Below are 20,777 nucleotides of genomic sequence, written 5' to 3'. Positions count from 1 at the left end.
ATTACTTCGGCTGGATGACCATGATGGGCTGGCCGTGCTCCACGGCGTCCTCGTTATCAACGAGAATCTCCTTCACGGTGCCGGCAACCTTGGACTCGATGTTGTTCATCAGCTTCATAACCTCGACGATGCACAGCACCTGGCCAACCTCGACCTCGTCGCCGACCTTGACGAACGGATCTGCGCCCGGCTTCGGAGCAGCGTAGAAGGTACCGACCATGGGAGCCTTAACGGTCTCGCCCTCTGCGGACGGCTCACCGGAGCCGGAAGCCTGTGGCTCTTCCTTCGGTGCTTCCTCTTGTGCAGGAGCAGGCTTGGACTCAGGCTCAGCGGCAGGCGCGGAAGCCGGTGCGGCTTCCTGTGCTGGTGCTGCTACTGGAGCTGCGGCCGGAGCGGCTTCCGGAGCCGGCGCCGGACGGTTCAGGCCGCCCGGGGTGCGGGACATCGAGAGCTCGACATCGCCGTACTTAATCTGCAGCTCTTGGATGTCATCAGAAAGGTTGGCCCACTTCAGCAGGGACTTCAGGTCGTGCAAGTTGGTGGAATCAGTCATGATTACTTTTCTCCTTTGGTGAGGTTGATTTCCAAGTCGGAAGTCTTGAGGTGGAAGTCGGTGGTATCGGAAGAGTCGTAGATTTGCTGTACCAGGGAGGTAAGGACGCCGCCCTTGACGCCTTCGCCCTCGCCGCCGCGGCCTTCGGCCACAAAGCGCTTCATCTCATCGACCTGGCTGCCGGCGAACATCACGCGAAGCAGCAGGGTGTCGATGTCCTCGTCCGGGTGAGCCTTCTTCAGGTCCGGCAGAACCGGCTTGAGTTCTGGGATTTCCTCCGTGATTTCGGAGGAACCGTTGGCCATGATCTTCTCCAGCACGTCTGGGTCCAGCGGGGCGAGCGGCTCGCCGTAGTAACCCAAGGCGTACTTCTTAATCTCGTTCGGGACCACGGAGTAACGGTCACCCGTCATCACATTCATGACGGCCTGGGTACCCACGAACTGGGCAAACGGCGTAATCATGATGGGGTATGCGAGCTCTTCACGGACGCGAGCTACCTCGTACAGCAGCTCTTCGAAGCGGTCACCCAACCCAGCGGTTTCCAGCTGGGATTCGAAGTTGGTAAGCATGCCGCCGGGTAGCTGGTGCATGTAGTGCAGGCCATCGAATGCGCGCGGAACGCCTACTGGCTTATCTTCCGTATCGGCAATTTCCTGAATGCGCTCGCTGGCAGAATCGATGCGCTCATCGTCGACGTCCACCGTGTACCCCAGTGCACGAAGGTCGCGCACCAAGGCCTGGGTGGCCGGCTGTCCCGGGCCATTAGCCAGAGGAGCGATGGAGGTGTGGATGGAATCCACACCCAATTCCGCCGCGAAGAGGTAGGAAAGCGGCGACAGTCCGGTCAGCGAGTGGGTGTGAACCTCGAGCGGTACGTCACCGATGGAGCTGCGGATCGCCGGAATGAGAGTCTTCAAACGGTCCGGAGTAAGCAGGCCGCCGGCGTCCTTCAGCATGATGCGGTCTACATCGGTGCGCTCGAGCAGCTCCGTGGCCTTCCGCTTGTACAGGTCATCGGTGTGCACTGGGCTCAAGCAGTAGGACAATGCGCCGAAGGTTTCGGCACCGAGTTCCTTGGCCAGTTTGAGGCCCTGGTCGATGTTGTCGATGTCATTCAAGCCATCGAAGGAGCCGATCACACGGAAGCCATTGGCGTAGAGGCGCTCGGTCCAGTTCAAGATGGCGTCATCCGGCAGGAAGTCGAAGGAAGCCAGGTTCTTGGAACGAATGAGGGCGCGAAACTTGGTGCCCGGCGCGGCGTTCTCGTGCACGAGGCGAACGCGCTCCCACGGGTCTTCCTTGAGGTAGCGCACGGAGACGTCGAACTGGATGGGCGCTACCAAGTCCACGTGCTCGAAACCAGCGTTGGTGATGTCATCCAACAGCGACAGGATGTGGCTCGTGGTCATGCGGGTGGCCCAGATGCTCTGGTGCGCATCACGCAGAGTGGTATCGATGATGTTGATCTTGCGCTCGCTATCGGCTGGGCGTCCGCCCGCGGCCATGATTTCGGCGAGGCCTTCTGTGCTTAGTTCCTCGGGACTAAGAGCAGTCATAAATCCCTCCTTAGGGTGTGGCTCCGGAAAGACTCGGTTGGTTCACAGTGATGGTTCACTTTGGTGGTTCAAGACTCTTCGAAAACCTTCCGTGTCGTGGCTCACACGCTACACCACACCTAAATTCTCGGTGCTGGAAATCCGGCCAGAAATGTCCTTTTCCTGCGAATTCCAAGCTCGTCACGGCAAAGAATTTGCCCAAATACCCCTATACGGGGTCACAGTGCGCACTACTGTTCACCTGGCGAACGCGTAGTTTTTTCGGCCTCCTCCCCTAAAAAGTGGTGGAAGACATGCAGTTTCTAGTCAGTAACCAAATCCACCTCGATAGTGCCGGGATTTTCGTGGTCCACATCGCGGACTAATCGAAGTGTGATGTGCGTAATATCTTCTTCAATATTTCGGACCTATCCCTAGGAGGAACATTGACTTCTACCGCCCCGCCGAGCCCCACACCCACTTCGCCATCGGGCTCAACCAAAACGGACCGCAAATCCCTCGCAGCCAGCCTGACCGGCCAGGTCCTTGAATGGTACGAGTGGAGCTCCTATGCGGTTTTCGCCCCATTTATCGCCGCGGCGATGTTCGACAAGAGCGATCCTGCTTCCGCACTGCTTGCCACCTTCGGTGTTTTCGCCGTTGGCTTCTTGGTCCGCCCGCTGGGCGGCATCATCTTTGGCCGCATCGCTGACCAGCGCGGCCGCAAGAACGTCTTGATGACCACCATCATCATGATGGCCAGCGCCTCCGTCCTCATCGGCTTGCTACCCACCTACGAATCCATTGGCATCTGGGCTTCTGTCGGCCTGCTCTTCATCCGCGTGCTGCAGGGCTTTGCACACGGCGGTGAATCCGCAGCCGCCAATAGCTACATCCCCGAGATCGCTCCAAACGCCCACCGCGGCCGCTGGGGTTCCATGGTCTATGTCTCCATCTTCGGCGGTTCGGTCATCGCCTACGTCTTGGGCGGCGGCATTTCGCTGGTCCTGACGGACGAGCAGATTGGTGCTTGGGGCTGGCGCATTCCGTTCCTCTTGGGTGCCGTCGCAGCGCTGATCGCGTTGTACCTGCGCCGCCACATGAAGGAATCGGATCACTTCCAGGAAATCGATAGCGCCGAGCCCACCGTTGAGGCTCCGAAGCGCACCAAGAAGTCCGTGAACTCGGAAAAGCCGGCTTCGGTTGCCCGCCCGGCATGGCAGAATATCTTGCTCGTCGTGGGTATGGTCTCCGGCGTTACAGCCTCGCACTACACGTGGACCTCCTATGTTTCCACCTACGCCATTAGCCACGAGGGCATGTCCACTCAGGGTGCTTATTGGGTCACCGTGGCCGCACAGACCGCTGGTCTCATCGCCCTCCCGCTGTGGGGCAGCCTGTCCGATAAGATCGGCCGCAAACCCGTCATTTATATCTGTGCCATTGGCCTAGCCATCCTGCAGATTCCACTGATGAACTTCATCGATGATCGCCCCTGGACCCTGCTGGTGGCCTCCACCATCGGCGTAGTCATCGTTGCTGCCGGCGGCGCGCTGTTGTCCTCCATCATGTCCGAGGTCTTCCCCACCGCTCAGCGCACCCGCAGCATCGGCCTGGCCTACTCGCTGTCTGTCGCCGTCTTCGGCGGTACCGCACCGTATATCTACCAGTGGTTCGTGGCCCACGGCCTTACTTGGGCTTCCGGCTTCTACGTCGTCGCACTGTGCATCCTGACGCTTATCAGCATGTACATCCTGCCTGAAACCAAGGGCGTGGACCTGCGCGATGTCTAATCCACTCACGGAACACTAAATCGCCGCTTCCCAGCCTTCCCGGGAAGCGGCGATTTTTCACGTCCACAACTAATTAGTCGAGCGCTACCTTAAAGGGTGCGTCCGTGACCTCGCGGATGGACTCCTCGGTTTCGCCCTCGGCGACCTCGATAAGTGTCAGGCCCTCCAGCTCGTCCACGGTGAATACGGCGCGGTCCGTGATAATCAGATCCACACAGCGAGCGCCAGTCAGCGGCAGCTGGCACTCCGCCAGAATCTTGGAATCGCCGTGCTTGGATACGTGCTGCATCATCACCACGATGCGCTTGGCTCCATGCACTAGGTCCATCGCACCGCCCATGCCCTTCACCATCTTGCCGGGAATCATCCAGTTGGCCAGGTCGCCGAACTGGGATACCTCCATGGCGCCGAGCACCGCAACATCGATGGCGCGGGAGCGGATCATGGCAAAGGACTCGGACGAGGAGAAGAAGGATGCACCAGGGGCTTCGGTAATGGTTTCTTTACCGGCATTGATAAGCTCCGGATCCACCTTGTCCTCTTCAGGGTAGGCACCAACGCCCAAGATTCCGTTCTCAGAGTGCAGGACCACCTCGCGGCCCTCCGGCAGGTAGCCGGGGATGAGCGTCGGCATGCCGATGCCCAGGTTGACGTAGTCACCATTGTCCAGTTCTTGTGCGGCGCGTGCCGCCATTTCTTCGCGTGACCAGGTCATTACTTGCTCACCGTCCTGAATTCGATTCCGGTTTCTTGCTTACCCACTTCCACTACGCGGTCTACGTAGATTCCGGGCACATCCACCTCAGCGGACGGAACGGCCTCGACCAGCTGCTCCGCTTGCACGATGGTGATATCGGCGGATTTAGCCGCATCGGGGTTGAAGTTCTGGGCGGTCTTATTAAAGGCGAGGTTGCCAAAGCGATCCGCGCGAGCGGCGTGGACGAAGGCAAAGTCTGGGGTGAGGGCTTCTTCCATGACGTAGAGCTCGCCGTTAAACTCGCGGGTTTCCTTCGGTGCGGAGGTCTCCGCAATGGTGCCGTCGGGGTTGTAGCGGGTGGGGATATCGCCATCGGCAAGCGGCGTGCCCACGCCAGCCTTGGTATAGAAGGCTGGAATGCCCGCACCACCGGCGCGCATGCGCTCTGCCAAGGTACCCTGCGGGGTGAACTCGACAGTGAGCTCCCCCTCGAGGTACTGACGCGCATATTCCTTATTGGTTCCCAGGTAGGAACCGATGGAGCGGGCGATACGGTGATCCTTGAGCAGCAGGCCCAGGCCGAAATCATCCGTACCAAGGTTATTGGAAATGATGGTGAGCTCGCTCGCGCCCTGGGAACGCAGCGCAGCAATAAGTTGCGCCGGGATACCCACAAGGCCGAAACCGCCCACCGCGATGGAGGAACCGTCCGGGATATCCGCGACGGCCTCCTCTACTGAGGCTATGACTTTATTCAACATGGCCTTAGACTACGTGTGGTTCACAGACAGCACAAGGGTTCAGAATGCGAACATTATCGGGTACACTAAAGAGACCTGGGCCACTTAACCCTGAAAATAGCTTGGAGGACACACCGTGGCAGACACCCCCGTAGTACAGTCACTAGCCCGCGGACTCAACGTCATTCACTCGTTCAATGGCGAACGCCGGCGGCAAACACTGGCCCAGGTTGCCGAGGTCACAGGCTTAGCGCGCGCCACCGCACGTCGCTTTTTACACACGCTGGTCGCAGAAGGTTATGCCCGCACCGATGGCTCAGATTTTTGGCTCACCCCACGCGTTTTGGAACTGGGCTATTCGTACCTTTCGAGCTTGGGCCTGCTGGATATTTCCCAGCCCCATTTGAGGGAGTTATCCACCAAACTCGATGAGTCCTGCTCCGTGAGCGTGCTCGACCGCGACACCGTGGTCTATATCGCCCGCGCCGCAGCGCACCGCATCATGTCCACCAATATCACCATCGGTACGCGCTTCCCGGCGCACGCCACCTCCATGGGCCAGGTGCTACTCGCTGATTTAACGCCGGCAGAGCTGGATGAGTATTTCGCCACCACCGCTCCGCTCGAGCAGGTCACCCCGCACACCCTGGTATCCCAGGACGCGCTGCGAGCCCGCCTCGGCGAGGTGCGGCGGCGCGGCTGGGTCATCGTGGATCAAGAGCTAGAAATCGGCCTGCGCTCCATTGCCGTTCCCATCCGGGATCGCACCGGACGCGCAGTGGCGGCCATCAACATTTCCACCCAGACCTCCGTGTATTCCACCCAAGATCTCACCGCGCAGATCCTCCCGGAGCTCCTCACTACGTGCGCGGCTATTTCCCACGATCTCACTACTACCGAAATTTCCTAAGGAGAATCCATGCAAACCCAAGACGTAGTCCTGTGCTACCCCAAGCGCACCCCGGTCGGCCGCTACGGCGGCGCGCTGAAATCCGTCCCCGTCCAGGATCTGGCCAGCCTGGTGGTATCCACCATCGTGGAAGAATCCGGCATCGACCCGAACATCATCGATGACGTTATCCTCGGCCAAGCCTCCCCCAACGGGGCTGCGCCTGCCCTCGGCCGCGTCGCCGCACTCGATGCCGGCCTGCCAGTCTCCGTGACCGGCATGCAGCTCGACCGCCGCTGCGGCTCCGGCCTGCAAGCCATCGTCACCGCCGCCGCCCACGTCGCCACCGGCGCAGCCGAGGTGGTCATCGCAGGCGGCGCCGAATCCATGTCGCGCACCGAATACACCGTGGACAGTGACATTCGCTGGGGCGCTAAGGGCGGAAACATGGTCTTTCGCGATCGCCTCCAGGAGGCCCGCGAAACCGCCGGTGGCAAAAACCACCCCATCCCCAGCGGCATGATCGAAACTGCCGAAAACCTCCGCCGCGAGCGTTCCCTGTCGCGCGAGGACCAAGATGAGCTTGCGGTGCGTTCCCACCACAACGCCGCACGTGCGCAAGAGCAGGCGCTTTTCGATGCCGAAATCGTCCCCGTCTCCGTCCCCCAGCGCAAGGGGGATCCCATCATCGTGGACAAGGATGAACACGTGCGCGCTGATTCTAGCGTGGAAAAGCTGTCCAAGCTGCGCCCAGTGATGGGCAAGCAGGACGACGAGGCCACGGTGACCGCGGGTAACGCCTCCGGCCAGAACGACGGCGCCGCCGCCGTGCTCGTGACCACCCGTGAAAAAGCCGACGAGCTCGGCCTCGAGCCAATGGTGACCGTGAAGGGCTGGGCGCTGGCCGGTGTAGAACCAGAGCGCATGGGCATCGCCCCAGTTGAGGCCACCCGAAAGGTCATGGACCGCCTCGATCTCACCTTCGATGACCTCGACCTCATCGAGCTCAATGAGGCCTTTGCCGCCCAAGCCCTCGCGGTACTAGATCAGTGGGGCATCTCCCCCGAAGATCCTCGCTTCAACCCCAACGGTTCCGGCATCTCGCTGGGCCACCCGGTGGGCGCGACCGGTGCCCGCATCGTGGTTACCGCCGCGCACCACCTGCGCCGCACCGGCGGCAAGCGCGCGCTAGTCACGATGTGCATCGGCGGCGGCCAGGGCCTTGCCGCCATAATCGAAACCGCCTAGTCCTCGCAGTGAGGGCCTAGGCGGTATCGGGGGCGGGCGACCAAGCTAGCCTTGGACGCTCACGCTGCCATCTGCATTAACGTTGACTTGCGCCGCCATGGCGCGCGCCACGTTAAGACGCTGCCAGGAGCCGTCCTTGCCTTGCCAATCCAATGGATTGCCGGCAGGACGTGCGGTCTGGCGTAGCACCTCGGCGCGCTGTTCCGGTGTCAGGTTCGGGTGGGAAGCTGCGAGTAGTACCGGGGCGGCCTGCGGAACGACCATCGGCGCATCCGTCGGATTGCTTGGAGTAAAATCATAATCCAAGAAATCCGTGTATTCGTCTACAGCATCTGTAGTGGACCGGTATTCCTTGCCATCGGCCCTATCCTGTGCGACGAGTTCTTCTACAGATTTGCCCGTACGCCACTGAATCTCTTCACGAATTTCCTGCGCAGCCTGCTGCAATGCATCGCGCATGCGGTCATCGTTCAAACGATCCGCCGCCGCAGCTTGACCAGTCATGCGGCCACCAATGACGTCCAAGGGGTAGTGCACACCCAGAACGACGCGGTGGTTTCCTGCTTCGGCGCCGCGCAGCATTAATTGCGGGCCTACCTCTGGAAGCATAGAGGCCATCAAAGTGGTGATCCACGTTGCCTGGTTAGTGTGCCCGGAGGGGAAAGCCGGCGAGGTGGAATAGAGATCCTTCGACTCATCTTCGTAGCGGTTAATAGCATCGGGTGCCTGCACGAATGGGCGGTCATAACGGAAGTAGTACTTTTCTGCGAAGGTGGAGCTAGCCAGTCCACCTGCACGGGCGGCGTAGCCATTGCCCAGCAGGTACTGTGTTTTTGGCAGTCGATGCTCTGCCAAGGCTTCGCGGAATGCACCGCCCAGGCTCTCCCCCATGGAGTCCGAAATGGCTTCTAGCATCCCACCGGAGCTTGCCTTGGCATCGGATTGTGCTCGGGCGATCAGCTCAGGGTCATCGGCAGCCGCATTGTTAATGGCCACTACCTTATCCATGTTTTCTTCAAGGACCTCTGGCTGGTGCTTAATCTGGTCAAAACCGCGGACAACCTGCCAATAGTTGCCAAATTGGTAAGACGAAATATCGGATTCAAAGCCCACAAGATAGTCCGCACCAAAGGGCTGAGGAACCGGCGCGCCTGGGTGCTGCACAGGAGAAGGGCCAATGCTGGATCCACTGCTAGAACCCTGTACCTGCGGCACCTTGGACGAAAGCTCACCCGCCTGCGCAGCGGGTGCAAAGGAAGCAACGGTGAAGCTGGCGGCCGCTCCGAGAGCAAGTACTCGACGCGAAACACCACGATTGAAAATACGGGTCATATATCGCAACTTTCAGCTAGAAGTGATTTCCTCTGCACACTAACCAGCTAACGTTAAGGAAGTATGAACTGCGCACTAACCTTATTCAGCGCTTTTTTAAACAAATAGTTATATGACCGCTCAAGCTAATCGATGTCCCCAGCCTGCTCCACCCAGAACCGTGTTTCCTCGGACGGTTCAGCACCAGGCGCGGACAAGCCAGCCGTGGCGAGCGCGGCAAATGCCACTTCGGCGGCCATGGCCGAATCTCGCTGCTGATGAAGACTCATTAACTCAACCTAGCGCGAATAGGTGCCAATGAAAACAGGAGGGCGATTCCAGCGGGCGATTTCGGCGCGAAAGCGTACATACGCGGTAAGCTAGAGAAGAACTTTTGCTCGCATAGAATAAAGGGGAATTAGTCAATAATGATCCAATTCGTCTTCGGCGCCGCCGCAGGGTACGTATTTGGCACCAAGGCGGGCCGCAAGCGCTACCACCAAATGAAAAGCGCCTATCAAAAGACCGTCAACTCCCCCGCCACCAAATCTGCGGTGCGTTCCGCGCGCAAGATGGTAGCCAACCGCCTGGATCCAGAGCCACGCATGCGCGAAATCCACGACCTTTCCGAAAAGCGCCGTGGCAAAGGCAAGGCTCGCGGGAACCAGGCTCCACAGGCCGACCGGATTTATGAACCCGATGAGGACTAAAGCCTTCCCCGCAAACCCCTCCCCGGGCAGCGCCTGAACTAGCGCTCGAGTGCTTGCCCGGGGTTTTATATACCTGGGGTACCGCGAAAGGCGCGATCATTGAGCTCGCGGCGAGCCTGCTCCAAGGCAATGAGGTCTGCGAATACGGAGTTATAGCCTGCCTCATCATCGGTTGGCCGCATTCGGCCCAATTGGGCTTTCAGCTGCGCAATCTGATCACCCACGACGGTTTCCTGCAGCCGCGAGAGTACGGAATCCGCATATTTTTCTGCGCCCACGTCCGTGGGCAGGATGGCCTCGACTGCCAGCTCGGAGACGAAATTCCTTCCCGTAAGATCCTGCATTTCCCCGGCAACGGCGGCAATCCAATCCACCCCGGACATGGTGGCACCTTTTTCTGCGCCGCCCACGGCGGAAATCGCTTGGCGGACGATGCGGTAGGCGTCGTTGGTGTAGGCATCGGCAGTAATGCCATCAAAATATGAGCCAACGACCTCTGGCATCTGCAAGGCCAATTTCAGCGCCTCCCGCTGCGGCCACAGGTGGGTCTCCTTTGGGCTTGGCGGATGGATCATGGGCACATCCTGCTGCGCCGGCTGCGGCTGTGCATTATCAAAGCGGCGAATCGTCGGCTTGTCCACCTTCTTCGGCTTCTTTGCCTCCGCGCGCACTTGGCGCAGCACCTCTTCCGGATCATTCCAACCCACCCAGCCGGCAAGCCGGCGGGCGTACTCGCGCTGCAGGGGCTGGTCACGGATCTGTGCGACGATGGGCACCGCCCGCCGCAAAGCCTGCAAGCGGCCTTCGGCCGTATCGATCCGGAAATCAGCAATTACTGACTGAATGACGAACTCAAACATGGGGATGCGGTCTGCCACCAGATCGCGCACCGCGGCATCGCCCTTTTCAAGGCGCAGATCGCACGGGTCCATGCCGTCTGGGGCTACTGAGACGAAGGATTGTCCGGTAAATTTCTGCTCTCCGTCAAAGGCACGCATCGCGGCCTTCTGTCCCGCCTCATCACCATCAAAGGTGTAGATGAGCTCGCCGTGGAAATAGGAATCATCCAGCATGAGCCGACGCAGCACCTGCAGGTGCTCCCCACCGAAGGCCGTACCGCACGAGGCCACGGCAGTCTTAATGCCTGCCGCGTACATGGCCATCACATCCGTATAGCCTTCCACCACCACAGCTTGGTGGCCTTCTGCGATATTGCGCTTGGCCAAATCCAACCCAAAGAGCACCTTGGACTTGTGATAAAGCATGGTCTCGGGCGTATTCATGTACTTGCCCAGCTTGTCATCATCAAAGAGCTTGCGCGCACCAAAGCCAATGACGTTGCCGGAAAGATCCTTAATAGGCCACAGCAACCGGCGGTGGAAACGGTCAATGGGACCGCGCTTTCCCATCTTGGAAATGCCGGCTGCCTCTAGCTCTTCAAAGGAAAAACCCATGCGCAATAGGTGCTTTGTGGCGGTGTCCCAACCTTCCGGAGCGTACCCGCACTCGAAATCATAAATAACCTCACGGCTAAACCCGCGGTCCAGCAAGAAATTGCGCGCCGTTGCCGCCTCTGGGGTTTCCAGCTGCTTCCGGTAAAACTCGTGCACCGCTTTATTCGCCGCGATTAGCCGCTGCCTCGTACCCGGCTTCTCATTGCGGGCACCGGTCGAGCCACCCTGGTAATTAATGTGGTAGCCAATCTTCTGCGCCACAGCTTCCACGGCCTCCGGAAAAGAGACCTGTTCCATCTCCATCAGGAAGCTGAATACATCGCCACCCTTACCGGTGGAAAAGCAGTGATAATAACCGCGCTGCGGGCGGACGTGGAAGGACGGCGTCTTTTCATCCTTGAAAGGGCTCAACCCCTTCAAAGAATCATGCCCGGCAGGTTTGAGCTGCACGTATTCGCCCACGATTTCTTCTAAAGGCGCGCGTTCACGGATAGCTTGGATATCACTGTCCGGAATTCTGCCCTTTGCCATGGCTACAGACTACCCCGCCCATTTATCGAATGCTCAACCGCCAAAGCCAGGATGGTCGCATTGGGTTGTCCCGCTCAACAAGTACACAGAATCACCGTGTTTTACCCACATGTGGGGCAGCCTTTCGCCGAGTATTCCCACCCCCGGGACGGGGCAATTTTGGATATTGCTCTTGACGCAGTGGACGTTTATGTTTTGGAGATATTTCCTGCAACAATAAGGAGCATGTCCAAGTCCAAAGCGTCTAAGAAATCGCTTCCAGTGGCCCTTGGTGGACTCGCCATCGTCGCAGGCGCTAGTTATTTTGGCTTCGACCTCGGCGGTAACGAGGATGCAACGTCAACGGACGAGACCTGCGCAATTTCTTCCCTTCCCAGCGAGGCCGAAGAAACCGCAGACGATATTCTCGCCGGCGGCCCTTATGACTATCCCGACAAAGACAATTCCCATTTTGGCAATTATGAAGGCGTCCTCCCCCAGCAGGCGCAGGACTATTACCGCGAGTACACGGTAGAAACCCCTGGCAGTAATCATCGCGGATCGAGGCGCATCGTCACCGGCGGCGGCACCGAAGTCGACCCCGATGTGTGGTACTACACCGACGACCATTACCAAACATTCTGTTCTATCCCGGACGCAGAGGATTAATAGTGCACCGCATTTTAATTACGGAACCCATCCGTACCCGTACGGATTTCTTCAATGCCTTAGGACGCACCCATGGATGTGTGGATTGTGGCCCGCGCAGCCTAGAGGATCTAGCTAACTTCCTGCGTAAGAATGAAGTATCCACCATCGTGGCTGCCAATATGGAAATGGAATTGGATGACTTCGCGGCCATCGCGGCCGTTGTCCAAGATGAAGGCGTTAGGCTCGCACGCTAATAGCTAGTCCGCGGATGCTGTTACTCCGCAGATGCTGGCATTCCGCGGATGCTATAGGTCCTCTGCTATAACTGAGCATCGCGCGCCCTCAGTTATCACTTTTCCGCTTCAAAAATAGCAGCGGAGGTTGCACTTTTAGAGAAAGGCCGCTGCCGGAACCATCTGACCGAGCCCACGGCCCGTATAGCTACTAGCCCAAGAACCCCGAAAGGTCAGCGCTCCGGCGGGCAAGCCGCTCGAGGCGGGATTCGGTCATGGAGGCGATCTGGTCAACGATGGCACGGTCGCGGGCGGCGTCGGTATCGGCCTGCTCCCACCACAGGCGGAAGGTGGCATCGAGCGAACCGGGCGCACCGGCCACGAGGTAATCGTAGACGCGGTAAATGCGCTCGCGCTGGCGGTCTTGGCGCGCTAAGTGCGCTGGTTCATCCATTACATAAAGCACGGCGATCGTCTTTAAAAGCTTGACCTCTGCCTGCGCCAAGGGGGGAACGCGCAGGTCACCGTGCATGCGGCCGAGCTTATTGGCGCTGATGAGCTCGGCATTCGCCTCCGAGGTGGCACCGATGGTGGCGCCCACATAGCGTCCCACCAGCTCAGAGGTCATCTTTTTCAGCTTGGCATAATCGCGCAGGGTGTAGTCGAAATTACCAAGGGCGTTGATGACATCGAGGTTGCGCAGGCTATCGGCGGCTTCCAAGAGTTCATCGGCAGTTCCGCCAAAGGCCTCAGCGCCCTTTTCTGCAAGGTGGGCTAGTTCCACCAAATCCCACAACACGTTCAAGGAAATGCGCTGGGAGATGATGCCGTCTTCCACGTCGTGCACGGAATAGGCAATATCATCGGACCAGTCCATGACCTGGGCTTCGATGCACTTTCGCGTATCGCTATGGCCTTCGCGCAGCCACGCTAAAAGGTCAGCGTCCTCATCATAAGCGCCGTATTTGCGGTTGATGGTGCCATCCGGATTGGTCTTGGTCCAAGGATATTTGCAGGCCCCATCGAGCGCGGCACGGGTGAGGTTGAGACCAAAGCTGTGGGCGGTGCCATCGGCGTCCTCGGCTAAGACTTTGGGCTCGAGCCGGGTGAGGATGCGCAGCGTTTGCGCATTTCCCTCGAAACCGCCTTGCGCGACCTCATTGAGCGCATTTTCGCCGTTGTGGCCATAGGGCGGGTGGCCGATATCGTGGGTGAGCCCGGCCATGTCACAGAGATCCGGATCGAGGCCGAGGCCGGCCCCGATGCCGCGGGCAATCTGGCCAACTTCGAGCGAGTGGGTAAGCCGGGTGCGCGGGGTATCGCCATCACGTGGGCCTACGACCTGGGTTTTATCCGCCAATCGCCGCAGCGCAGCCGAGTGCAAGACGCGAGCGCGGTCGCGGGAGAATACCCCGCGGTGTTCTTCGATATCGCTAATCGTGGACCCCTTAGGCCGTTCTTCGGCCAGCCGGGCAAAATCAGCTGCAGCATAAGAATAAGACACGGCGTTTTAGTCTATTCCCCCAGCGTGCGCTCTGCGTCTTTATTTTGCATCGTTTCGTGCCGCAGCTTCTGATTCGGCCGCAGAATCAGCTCCATGCGGTACAGGCGCCTTTTCCAGGCCCGCGCGCACTGGGGAGAAACAATGCTGGCGAGCCCAATATAAAACAGCCCGCCGCATTCGTGTGCGAGGTAGCGCCACCAAGGCTTGGAAAAGCGCCGGGCGGGATAATAAGGCGTGCCCGAAACCGAGGCATCGAGCCCTTCCTGCTTGGCGATGACCCACGTGCGCAACCTGTGCAAGGGATCGGTGACGATGATGGCATCGGCAATGCCGTGGGCATCGATAACCGCAGCTAAGGACTCGCGCGTATCGAGGCCTTTTTCCACAACAGAAACCTGCAGCTCAGGGAAGTGCTCGCGCAAGTAATCGCGAGCTACCCCGGCCTCGGTAAACCGATCCCCGGGCAGCTGGCCGCCCACGGTAATCACTGGCAGGCCGCGGGAAATGGCCAGCTCCCCGGCATGGCGCAGGCGCCCGGCCAGGATGCGGGAGGGGCGGCCATCGTATTGCGCGGTGCCTAAAACAACGACGTATTTCACAATGCTTCCCACCCTACTGCCTGCGAAGGAGGTTCTCCGGATTGGGCGTTCGGGCAGGTATGGTTGTGGGCATGAATCTTAGTGCACGAATCGGCCGCGCTACCATCGCGGCATTTTTGCTCGGCTGCACCTCCATTGGCGCAGGCCAGGCCCTAGCCGCGGAGACCACTACCATCGCCCAAGCCCCGGATACGGCGGCGGTGACAGACAGGGTAAATGATGAGGCAGGGGTCTTAAGCACCGAGGAAATTAGGGAGATCAATGAGAAGATCACCCAGCTGCAAAAAGACCAGTCGCTCATTATCTTTGTTGTCTTCGCAAACGATCTTGGCACTGATCCAGAAAGCTATGCGCGCAGCATCGTCAACGAAAAGGGCCCGAATTCCGCGGCCTATGTCGTTGGCGTCAATGAGCGCCAGGTGGGCGTGCAGACCGGCGATCAATGGCCCGAGGGCCGCCTGGATCAGATGTATGATGCCGCCTACAGCAAGCTATCCGCAGAGGAATACGGCGCTTCCGCGATCGCGCTTGCCGGTGCCGCCCTTGGCACCTCCAGCTCCTCCGATTCTTCCGGCATAGCCTGGCTGGGCGGTGGCGCCGCCGCCATCATCGCTGCAGGCGGTGGCGTCTGGTACTACTCTCGCCGCAATACAAAAAAGAATCAGGCTAAGACTTTAGAGTCTGCCCGCGAGATTGCGCCAGAAGATACCGACCAATTAAACCGGCTGCCGCTAGATACCCTGGATAAGTTGGCCCAGGAAGAATTGGTCTCCACGGATGAATCCATCCGCCGCGGCAAGGAAGAGCTCAATATCGCTTTATCTGAGTTCGGACCGGAGCGCACCCGCCCGTTTACCAAGGCGATGAATCATTCCACCTCTACCCTGCAAAAAGCCTTCAAGATTCGCCAGCGCCTCGATGATGCGGTACCAGAATCCCAAGCCGAGCGCCGGCAAATGCTAGTAGAAATCGTCTCTACCTGCGGCCAGGCCGATGATGCCCTAGATAGCCAGGCAGAAGAGTTCGCCCAGATGCGCGACCTGCTGCTACAAAGTGACTCCAAGTTGGACGAGCTCACCCAGCGCACCGTCGGGCTGCGCACTCGCTTGCCGGGCGCCGAAGGTACCCTCACAAAGCTCCAAGAGGACTACTCCGCAGAGGTCCTATCCTCCATTGCGGATAACCCTGAATTGGCGAGTGCCTCCCTCGATGAGGCGGAAAAGCTCCTGGACCAAGCCCGCAAGGTGCAGGGCCAGCCGGCTGGGAAGCAGGGTTCACTCGTGGGCCTTATCCGCGATATCGAGCACGCCACGGAGGTCACCGATAGGCTCCTGACCGGTGTAGAGCACGCCGAGGAGAATATCTCCTCCGCGCGCCGCAATTTGGGCGCGCTCATCACTGAGGTCGAGGACGAAATAGAGGAAGCCCGCGAGCTGGAGCGCCAGGGCAAATCCCAGGGCACCCAGGCGGATTGGGAGGCCCTCGAGGAGCTTCTGCAGCGCGCCTCTGCTGCGGTCACTGACGCCAAGCAGCAGGGCGATACGGATCCCTTGGGCCAGCACACCGCCCTTATGAGCATCGATACCGAGCTTGATGAGGGCCTCGACCGCGTGCGGGAAAAGACTTCCACCCACGCGCGCCAGCTCGAGCTTTTCCACCAGCAAATGTCGGTGGCAGAATCCAATATTCAGGCCGCTGAGGATCTCATTTCCTCGCGCGGGCGCATCGTTGGTTCCGGCGCCCGCACCGCGCTTGCCGATGCCAAGCGTCTCCACGCCCAAGCCCTGCACACCCAACGCAGCGATATCCGCGGCGCGTTGCAATCCTCCCGCGAAGCCGTTGCCGCAGCGCAAACCGCCTTGCAACGGGCCAAGGATGATTCTGACGAGTATCGCCGCCAGCAACAACGCCAGCAGACGAGTTCCGCTGCCGGAAATATCATCACCGGAATGGTCTTAGGCCAAATCCTTGGTGGCGGTGGCCGCGGCTTCGGCGGCGGTTTCAGCGGAGGCGGCGGTAGCTTCGGTGGCGGTGGAGGAGGGTTCTCCGGCGGCGGTGGCGGAGGCGGTTTCCGCGGCGGCTCGTTCTAGAGCGGCGCCTTCCAGAGTGGCTCCTTCTAGACCGCCGGCTTAGAAGACCGGCTTGGTCGGTACTTAACCGCGCACGATGCGTGGTGTGGCATCGACAAGCAGGCAGCCATAACTCAGCACCACCGCATCCACGTCCGGCAAGCCGTGCCCGCTGGAATTGGAGGCCGATACTTCCAGGCCACTGCCCCGCGGGGTAAGACGGGCAACTTCGGTGCCCTCCGCATTACCTTGTTGTCCGTCAAGGGCGAGTATGCGGCGCTGCTTGCCAAAGATAGCGGACCGCTCCAAAAGGTAGTGGGCATCTCCGCAGGTAGCGCGCAAACGCGTGACGGTCAATCCCGCTTGCGAGACTTCACATTGCTTTGCGGTGCCGGAGTCCGCGCTGCGGCTGGCACGCGGCTGGGCCCGCAGGAAAAAGCGCGGGGAGGCGGTTGTCCCGTCTAGCGAGGTCGCCACGTCAAAAAGCGTATCTGGTTGTGTGGGATCCCCAGAGAGCGCGCCAGCAATGGTCAGTACCCCGTCCCGCACCCAAGCGATATCGGTTCCGCGCGCATCGCGCAGCGTAGTACCGTTCCACCGCCACGGCATCGTTTCCGCCATTAGAAAATGAACACCGCCAGCAAGGCGACGATGGAAGCCAATACCAGCGTGATGATCCATACCCACGCGGAGTTTTTGGTGTTCTTTTCCAAAATGGCGCGGGTAAACCAGCTGAGACCGGCGATCTCGGCGGTGCTCAAGCCTTTCGCATCCTCCTCGAATTCCAAAATGGCCTTGCGCACACCGGAGTTCTTAGCGGAAAACTGCGCCACTTTATTGTCATCGACGTCATCGATGATCCAATCGCCACTGTTTTCATTGACGTAATGAAAGGTGCGGCCATTGAGCGAGGCTTCAAGGCGCTTGTCGCGGCCGAGACGGCCGGCGAGGCGGTAGACGGAGCCATCATCAAGCGTGGCCGAAGCCCCCAAATCGCTGACCTCGACGCGCCAAAAGTTGCCATCCACCTCCGCGGAATGTTCCGCAAAGACGCCTAGGCGCTCCGGGCCCTCCTCAACGAGGAGGACGGGCTTGTCGCGCTCGGAGCGATCCCAGCTGGTGTAGTGCATCTGCTTAGCACCCAATCAGGCGCGCTGCGAGGTAGGACTCAAGATCCTCAATCTTTACGCGCTCTTGCTCCATGGTGTCGCGCTCGCGCACGGTCACGGCGTCATCCTCGAGCGAATCGAAGTCGAAGGTGACGCAGAAGGGCGTACCCACCTCATCTTGGCGGCGGTAGCGTCGGCCGATGGCACCAGAAACGTCGAAGTCCACGTTCCAGTAGGCGCGCAGCTTATCCGCCAGCTCGCGGGCCGGAGTGGAGAGCTCTTCCTTCTTGGACAACGGCAGGACGGCAACCTTGATGGGCGCCAAGCGGCGGTCCAAGCGCAGAACCACGCGCTTGTCGGTGCCGCCCTTAGCGTTCGGCGCTTCTTCCTCGTCGTAGGCATCTACCAGGAAGGCCATCATGGAACGGCCCAGACCAGCGGCTGGCTCGATGACGTAGGGAATCCAGCGCTCATCATTGGCCTGGTCATAGTAGGACAGGTCCTCGCCAGAGCCCTTGTCGTGGACGGAAAGGTCATAGTCGGTGCGGTTGGCCACACCTTCCAATTCGCCCCACTTGGAGCCCTTGAAGCCGAAGGCGTACTCCACGTCCACGGTGCGCTTGGAGTAGTGCGACAGCTTTTCCTTGGGGTGCTCGTACAGGCGTAGGTTTTCTTCCTTGATGCCCAGGTCGGTGTACCACTTGTAGCGGTCATCAATCCAGTACTGGTGCCACTCTTCGTCCTCGCCAGGCTTGACGAAGAACTCCATCTCCATCTGCTCGAACTCGCGGGTACGGAAGATGAAGTTACCCGGGGTGATCTCGTTGCGGAAGGACTTACCAATATTGGCAATGCCGAATGGCGGCTTCATGCGCGAGGAGGTCATCACGTTCTTGAAGTTGATGAAGATACCCTGTGCGGTCTCGGGACGCAGGTAGTGCAGACCCTGCTCGTCATCGACCGGACCCAAGAAGGTCTTCAGCAGGCCAGAAAAGGCCTTCGGCTCGGTCCAGTCACCTGGCTGGCCGGTTTCCGGGTCGTTGATATCAGCCAGGCCATTTTCTGGCTCGTGGCCGTGCTTTTCTTCGTAGGCCTCGAGCAAGTGGTCGGCGCGGTAGCGCTTACCGGTGTGGCGGGATTCCACTAGAGGATCAGTAAAGACCTCCACGTGGCCGGAGGAGACCCACACCTGGCGCGGCTGGATGACGGAGGTATCCACACCCACGACGTCGGGGCGGGATTGGACCATGTGGCGCCACCACTGGCGCTTAATGTTTTCCTTCAACTCCACACCAAGAGGACCATAGTCCCAAGCGGAGCGGGAACCGCCGTAAATCTCACCCGCCTGGTAGACCAAGCCGCGGCGTTTACACAGATTAACAACGGTATCGATAAGGGATGCCATGGTTGTAAAGGACTCCTCTGGTAGGGGACAGTCGTGACAATCCCATTCAGTCTAACCCTTATCCCCCATCAGTAGTGAGATCAGGGGGTGCAAATTTAAATCGGTTAATGTACAGGTAATGACCAACTTGAGGTAATATAGTAGTGGTCGACAGATAATAGATACCGTATTGAAGGTGCCCACTCCCTATGACGACCGTTCAATTAGCATTTAATAACTCTGCGGCCGCAAGCGTTATCGCGGCCCTCGATTCCCCGCTGCGCATTTCCATCATTACCCGCCTGGCGGAGCGCGACCATTACGTACACGAGCTGGTTAAAGCCACCGGCAAGTCCCAGCCGCTGATTAGCCAGCACCTGCGAGTTCTTAAGCAGGCAGGCATTGTCAGCTCCGAGCGCAATGGGCGCGAGGTGACCTACTCTCTGGTCGCACCGGAGGTTTTAACCCTTTTGGAAGACGCCGCGAAAATCGCCTCTTAATAACCGGTCTGCATATAAAGACGATTTATCATAGCGCTTGTTGAAAAAGAGTTGATAATATGAATGCCATGTCCATTCATGAGAGTATCCCCAAGCTCGGCTCGCGCAATACTAAACAGCGAACCGCGGTTGTTGAGGTCCTGCGGGACATCGACAAGTTCGCCTCCGCCAAGGAAATTTATCACCAGCTCCAAGAGCGGCAAGAAAAAGTCGGTCTCACCACTGTCTACCGCACCCTACAATCTCTTTCCGATATTGATGCCGTAGATGCACTACACATGCCCAATGGCGAGACCCTGTACCGCCATTGCGAAACCGATGCGCACCACCACCACTTGGTATGCACCAAATGCGGCCGCACCGAAGAAATCGATGGTGGACCCATTGAAAAGTGGGCTTCGGCCGTAGCCGCCGAGTACAACTTCGAGCTTACCGGCCACGACGCGGAGATCTTCGGCGTCTGTTCGCAGTGCGCGGCCGCACAGTAGTCACCGCACGGTAGTCTCGCGCGCCTTACTTAGCTGCTACTTCCCTACTTCACAGCACCGAAGCGGCGATCCCGGCGGGCATATTCCTCAATGGCGGCGAAGAGGTCCTCCGGGGTGAAATCAGGAAATAGCTTGTCCTGATAAATCATCTCGGCATAGGCGGACTGCCACAGCAGGAAGTTCGAGGTGCGCTTCTCACCGGAAGGCCGCAAGAATAGGTCCACGTCCGGCATCCCGGGATCATAGAGATGCTCTGCGATGGTGCTTTCTTTAATATCGCGCGGGCGAATTTCACCAGCGGCGACCTTTTCCGCAATCTGGCGCACGCCATCGACCATTTCCGCCCGGCCGCCGTAATTAACGCACATGGCCAGCGTCATTTTTGTATTATTCTTGGTCAATTCTTCGGCGGTTTCGAGTTCCTTAATCACCGAGCGCCACAGGCGCGGACGACGCCCCACCCACACCACGCGGACACCGCGCTCATTGAGCCACTCTCGCTGCCGGCGCAGCACGTCGCGATTAAAGCCCATCAAAAAGCGCACCTCTTCAGGGCTGCGCCGCCAGTTTTCAGTGGAAAATGCATAGGCCGAAAGGTACGGGACACCGGCGGCGAGGCAGGCATCGACGACATCGAGAAGCACCGCCTCTCCCCTGCGGTGGCCTTCCGTCCGTTTCATGCCCTTTTCCTGGGCCCAGCGGCCATTGCCGTCCATCACCAACGCAATATGGCGCGGCAGCAGCTCTTCCGGGATATTCGGCGGGGTCAGGCGACGAGAAGGATCTGGGGTAATCAC

General features: G+C 59.3%; 22 protein-coding genes. 9 read left to right on the top strand and 13 right to left on the bottom strand.

Annotated elements, in window-relative coordinates; genetic code table 11:
* Position 1: 1 nt before the first annotated feature.
* Together accB and ABRP66_RS01790 are read right to left on the bottom strand one after the other, a co-directional pair.
* Positions 2–553, bottom strand: a complete 552-nt coding sequence (gene accB, locus ABRP66_RS01795) for an acetyl-CoA carboxylase biotin carboxyl carrier protein (RefSeq protein WP_349838239.1) — start codon at positions 551–553, stop codon at positions 2–4.
* Between the two features lie 2 nt (positions 554–555).
* Positions 556–2,112, bottom strand: coding sequence for a hydroxymethylglutaryl-CoA lyase-like TIM-barrel protein (locus ABRP66_RS01790; RefSeq protein ID WP_284796367.1), 1,557 nt, complete (start codon positions 2,110–2,112; stop codon positions 556–558).
* Between the two features lie 425 nt (positions 2,113–2,537).
* On the opposite strand from ABRP66_RS01790, the gene ABRP66_RS01785 reads away from it, so the two are divergent.
* Positions 2,538–3,884 carry an MFS transporter gene (locus tag ABRP66_RS01785; protein ID WP_349838238.1) on the top strand — a complete coding sequence of 449 codons (1,347 nt, stop codon included), beginning with the start codon at positions 2,538–2,540 and terminating at the stop codon, positions 3,882–3,884.
* Positions 3,885–3,957: 73 nt separating this feature from the next.
* Here ABRP66_RS01785 and ABRP66_RS01780 read toward each other — a convergent pair whose 3' ends face one another.
* Both ABRP66_RS01780 and ABRP66_RS01775 read right to left on the bottom strand, forming a co-directional pair.
* Complete coding sequence (locus tag ABRP66_RS01780) at positions 3,958–4,599, bottom strand: 3-oxoacid CoA-transferase subunit B (RefSeq protein ID WP_005278126.1); 642 nt, start codon at positions 4,597–4,599, stop codon at positions 3,958–3,960.
* Positions 4,599–5,342 carry a CoA transferase subunit A gene (locus ABRP66_RS01775; protein WP_284770292.1) on the bottom strand — a complete coding sequence of 248 codons (744 nt, stop codon included), beginning with the start codon at positions 5,340–5,342 and terminating at the stop codon, positions 4,599–4,601. Before ABRP66_RS01775 ends, ABRP66_RS01780 begins: the two co-directional genes overlap by 1 nt.
* A gap of 115 nt (positions 5,343–5,457) precedes the next feature.
* On the opposite strand from ABRP66_RS01775, the gene ABRP66_RS01770 reads away from it, so the two are divergent.
* Together ABRP66_RS01770 and ABRP66_RS01765 are read left to right on the top strand one after the other, a co-directional pair.
* Positions 5,458–6,231 (top strand): IclR family transcriptional regulator domain-containing protein, encoded by a 774-nt coding sequence (locus ABRP66_RS01770; RefSeq protein ID WP_349838237.1) that lies wholly within the window; start codon positions 5,458–5,460, stop codon positions 6,229–6,231.
* Positions 6,232–6,240: 9 nt separating this feature from the next.
* Positions 6,241–7,458: an acetyl-CoA C-acetyltransferase gene (locus tag ABRP66_RS01765; RefSeq protein ID WP_296087323.1), complete on the top strand. Its 1,218-nt coding sequence runs from the start codon at positions 6,241–6,243 to the stop codon at positions 7,456–7,458.
* Between the two features lie 45 nt (positions 7,459–7,503).
* On the opposite strand, the gene ABRP66_RS01760 is transcribed toward ABRP66_RS01765, so the two are convergent.
* Entirely contained in the window at positions 7,504–8,790 is a 1,287-nt protein-coding gene (locus ABRP66_RS01760; protein ID WP_284784837.1) for an acid phosphatase, read from the bottom strand.
* 125 nt (positions 8,791–8,915) lie between these two features.
* Complete coding sequence (locus tag ABRP66_RS01755) at positions 8,916–9,059, bottom strand: hypothetical protein (protein WP_284796373.1); 144 nt, start codon at positions 9,057–9,059, stop codon at positions 8,916–8,918.
* A gap of 138 nt (positions 9,060–9,197) precedes the next feature.
* Here ABRP66_RS01755 and ABRP66_RS01750 point away from each other — a divergent pair, with 138 nt between their 5' ends.
* Complete coding sequence (locus ABRP66_RS01750) at positions 9,198–9,479, top strand: hypothetical protein (protein ID WP_023023385.1); 282 nt, start codon at positions 9,198–9,200, stop codon at positions 9,477–9,479.
* 65 nt (positions 9,480–9,544) lie between these two features.
* Here the strand turns inward: ABRP66_RS01750 and dnaG are convergent, their stop codons facing one another.
* The gene (gene dnaG / locus ABRP66_RS01745) at positions 9,545–11,464 is read right to left on the bottom strand and encodes a DNA primase (RefSeq protein ID WP_284796375.1); all 1,920 of its coding nucleotides are present in this window, start codon (positions 11,462–11,464) and stop codon (positions 9,545–9,547) included.
* Between the two features lie 225 nt (positions 11,465–11,689).
* Here dnaG and ABRP66_RS01740 point away from each other — a divergent pair, with 225 nt between their 5' ends.
* Entirely contained in the window at positions 11,690–12,112 is a 423-nt protein-coding gene (locus tag ABRP66_RS01740; RefSeq protein ID WP_284770286.1) for a guanyl-specific ribonuclease, read from the top strand.
* 2 nt (positions 12,113–12,114) lie between these two features.
* Complete coding sequence (locus ABRP66_RS01735; RefSeq protein ID WP_284782361.1) at positions 12,115–12,348, top strand: hypothetical protein; 234 nt, start codon at positions 12,115–12,117, stop codon at positions 12,346–12,348.
* Positions 12,349–12,538: 190 nt separating this feature from the next.
* On the opposite strand, the gene ABRP66_RS01730 is transcribed toward ABRP66_RS01735, so the two are convergent.
* Together ABRP66_RS01730 and ABRP66_RS01725 are read right to left on the bottom strand one after the other, a co-directional pair.
* Positions 12,539–13,831: a deoxyguanosinetriphosphate triphosphohydrolase gene (locus tag ABRP66_RS01730; protein WP_284852241.1), complete on the bottom strand. Its 1,293-nt coding sequence runs from the start codon at positions 13,829–13,831 to the stop codon at positions 12,539–12,541.
* An 11-nt stretch (positions 13,832–13,842) separates the two neighbouring features.
* Positions 13,843–14,430: a YdcF family protein gene (locus ABRP66_RS01725; RefSeq protein ID WP_296087311.1), complete on the bottom strand. Its 588-nt coding sequence runs from the start codon at positions 14,428–14,430 to the stop codon at positions 13,843–13,845.
* 71 nt (positions 14,431–14,501) lie between these two features.
* Between ABRP66_RS01725 and ABRP66_RS01720 the strand changes: the two genes are divergently transcribed.
* Positions 14,502–16,520 carry a TPM domain-containing protein gene (locus ABRP66_RS01720; protein ID WP_349838236.1) on the top strand — a complete coding sequence of 673 codons (2,019 nt, stop codon included), beginning with the start codon at positions 14,502–14,504 and terminating at the stop codon, positions 16,518–16,520.
* A 63-nt stretch (positions 16,521–16,583) separates the two neighbouring features.
* On the opposite strand, the gene ABRP66_RS01715 is transcribed toward ABRP66_RS01720, so the two are convergent.
* From ABRP66_RS01715 to ABRP66_RS01705, 3 genes are read right to left on the bottom strand one after another with little or no spacing between them, the layout of a single operon-like run.
* Positions 16,584–17,120 carry a hypothetical protein gene (locus ABRP66_RS01715; protein ID WP_349838235.1) on the bottom strand — a complete coding sequence of 179 codons (537 nt, stop codon included), beginning with the start codon at positions 17,118–17,120 and terminating at the stop codon, positions 16,584–16,586.
* Complete coding sequence (locus ABRP66_RS01710) at positions 17,120–17,629, bottom strand: hypothetical protein (protein ID WP_284770280.1); 510 nt, start codon at positions 17,627–17,629, stop codon at positions 17,120–17,122. The genes ABRP66_RS01715 and ABRP66_RS01710 overlap by 1 nt, the downstream gene beginning before the upstream one ends.
* A 4-nt stretch (positions 17,630–17,633) precedes the next feature.
* Positions 17,634–19,013, bottom strand: coding sequence for a glycine--tRNA ligase (locus ABRP66_RS01705; protein ID WP_284796377.1), 1,380 nt, complete (start codon positions 19,011–19,013; stop codon positions 17,634–17,636).
* A gap of 188 nt (positions 19,014–19,201) precedes the next feature.
* Between ABRP66_RS01705 and ABRP66_RS01700 the strand changes: the two genes are divergently transcribed.
* Positions 19,202–19,492: an ArsR/SmtB family transcription factor gene (locus ABRP66_RS01700; RefSeq protein WP_005278104.1), complete on the top strand. Its 291-nt coding sequence runs from the start codon at positions 19,202–19,204 to the stop codon at positions 19,490–19,492.
* A 68-nt stretch (positions 19,493–19,560) separates the two neighbouring features.
* On the top strand, positions 19,561–19,980 hold the full coding sequence (locus tag ABRP66_RS01695) for a Fur family transcriptional regulator (RefSeq protein ID WP_034658244.1): 420 nt from the start codon (positions 19,561–19,563) through the stop codon (positions 19,978–19,980).
* A 44-nt stretch (positions 19,981–20,024) separates the two neighbouring features.
* Here the strand turns inward: ABRP66_RS01695 and ABRP66_RS01690 are convergent, their stop codons facing one another.
* The gene (locus tag ABRP66_RS01690; protein ID WP_284782357.1) at positions 20,025–20,777 is read right to left on the bottom strand and encodes an isoprenyl transferase; all 753 of its coding nucleotides are present in this window, start codon (positions 20,775–20,777) and stop codon (positions 20,025–20,027) included.

The organism is Corynebacterium sp. KPL2680, assembly GCF_040225675.1.
GTDB lineage: Bacteria > Actinomycetota > Actinomycetes > Mycobacteriales > Mycobacteriaceae > Corynebacterium > Corynebacterium rhinophilum.
This window is presented reverse-complemented; position numbering and strand designations above follow the sequence as displayed.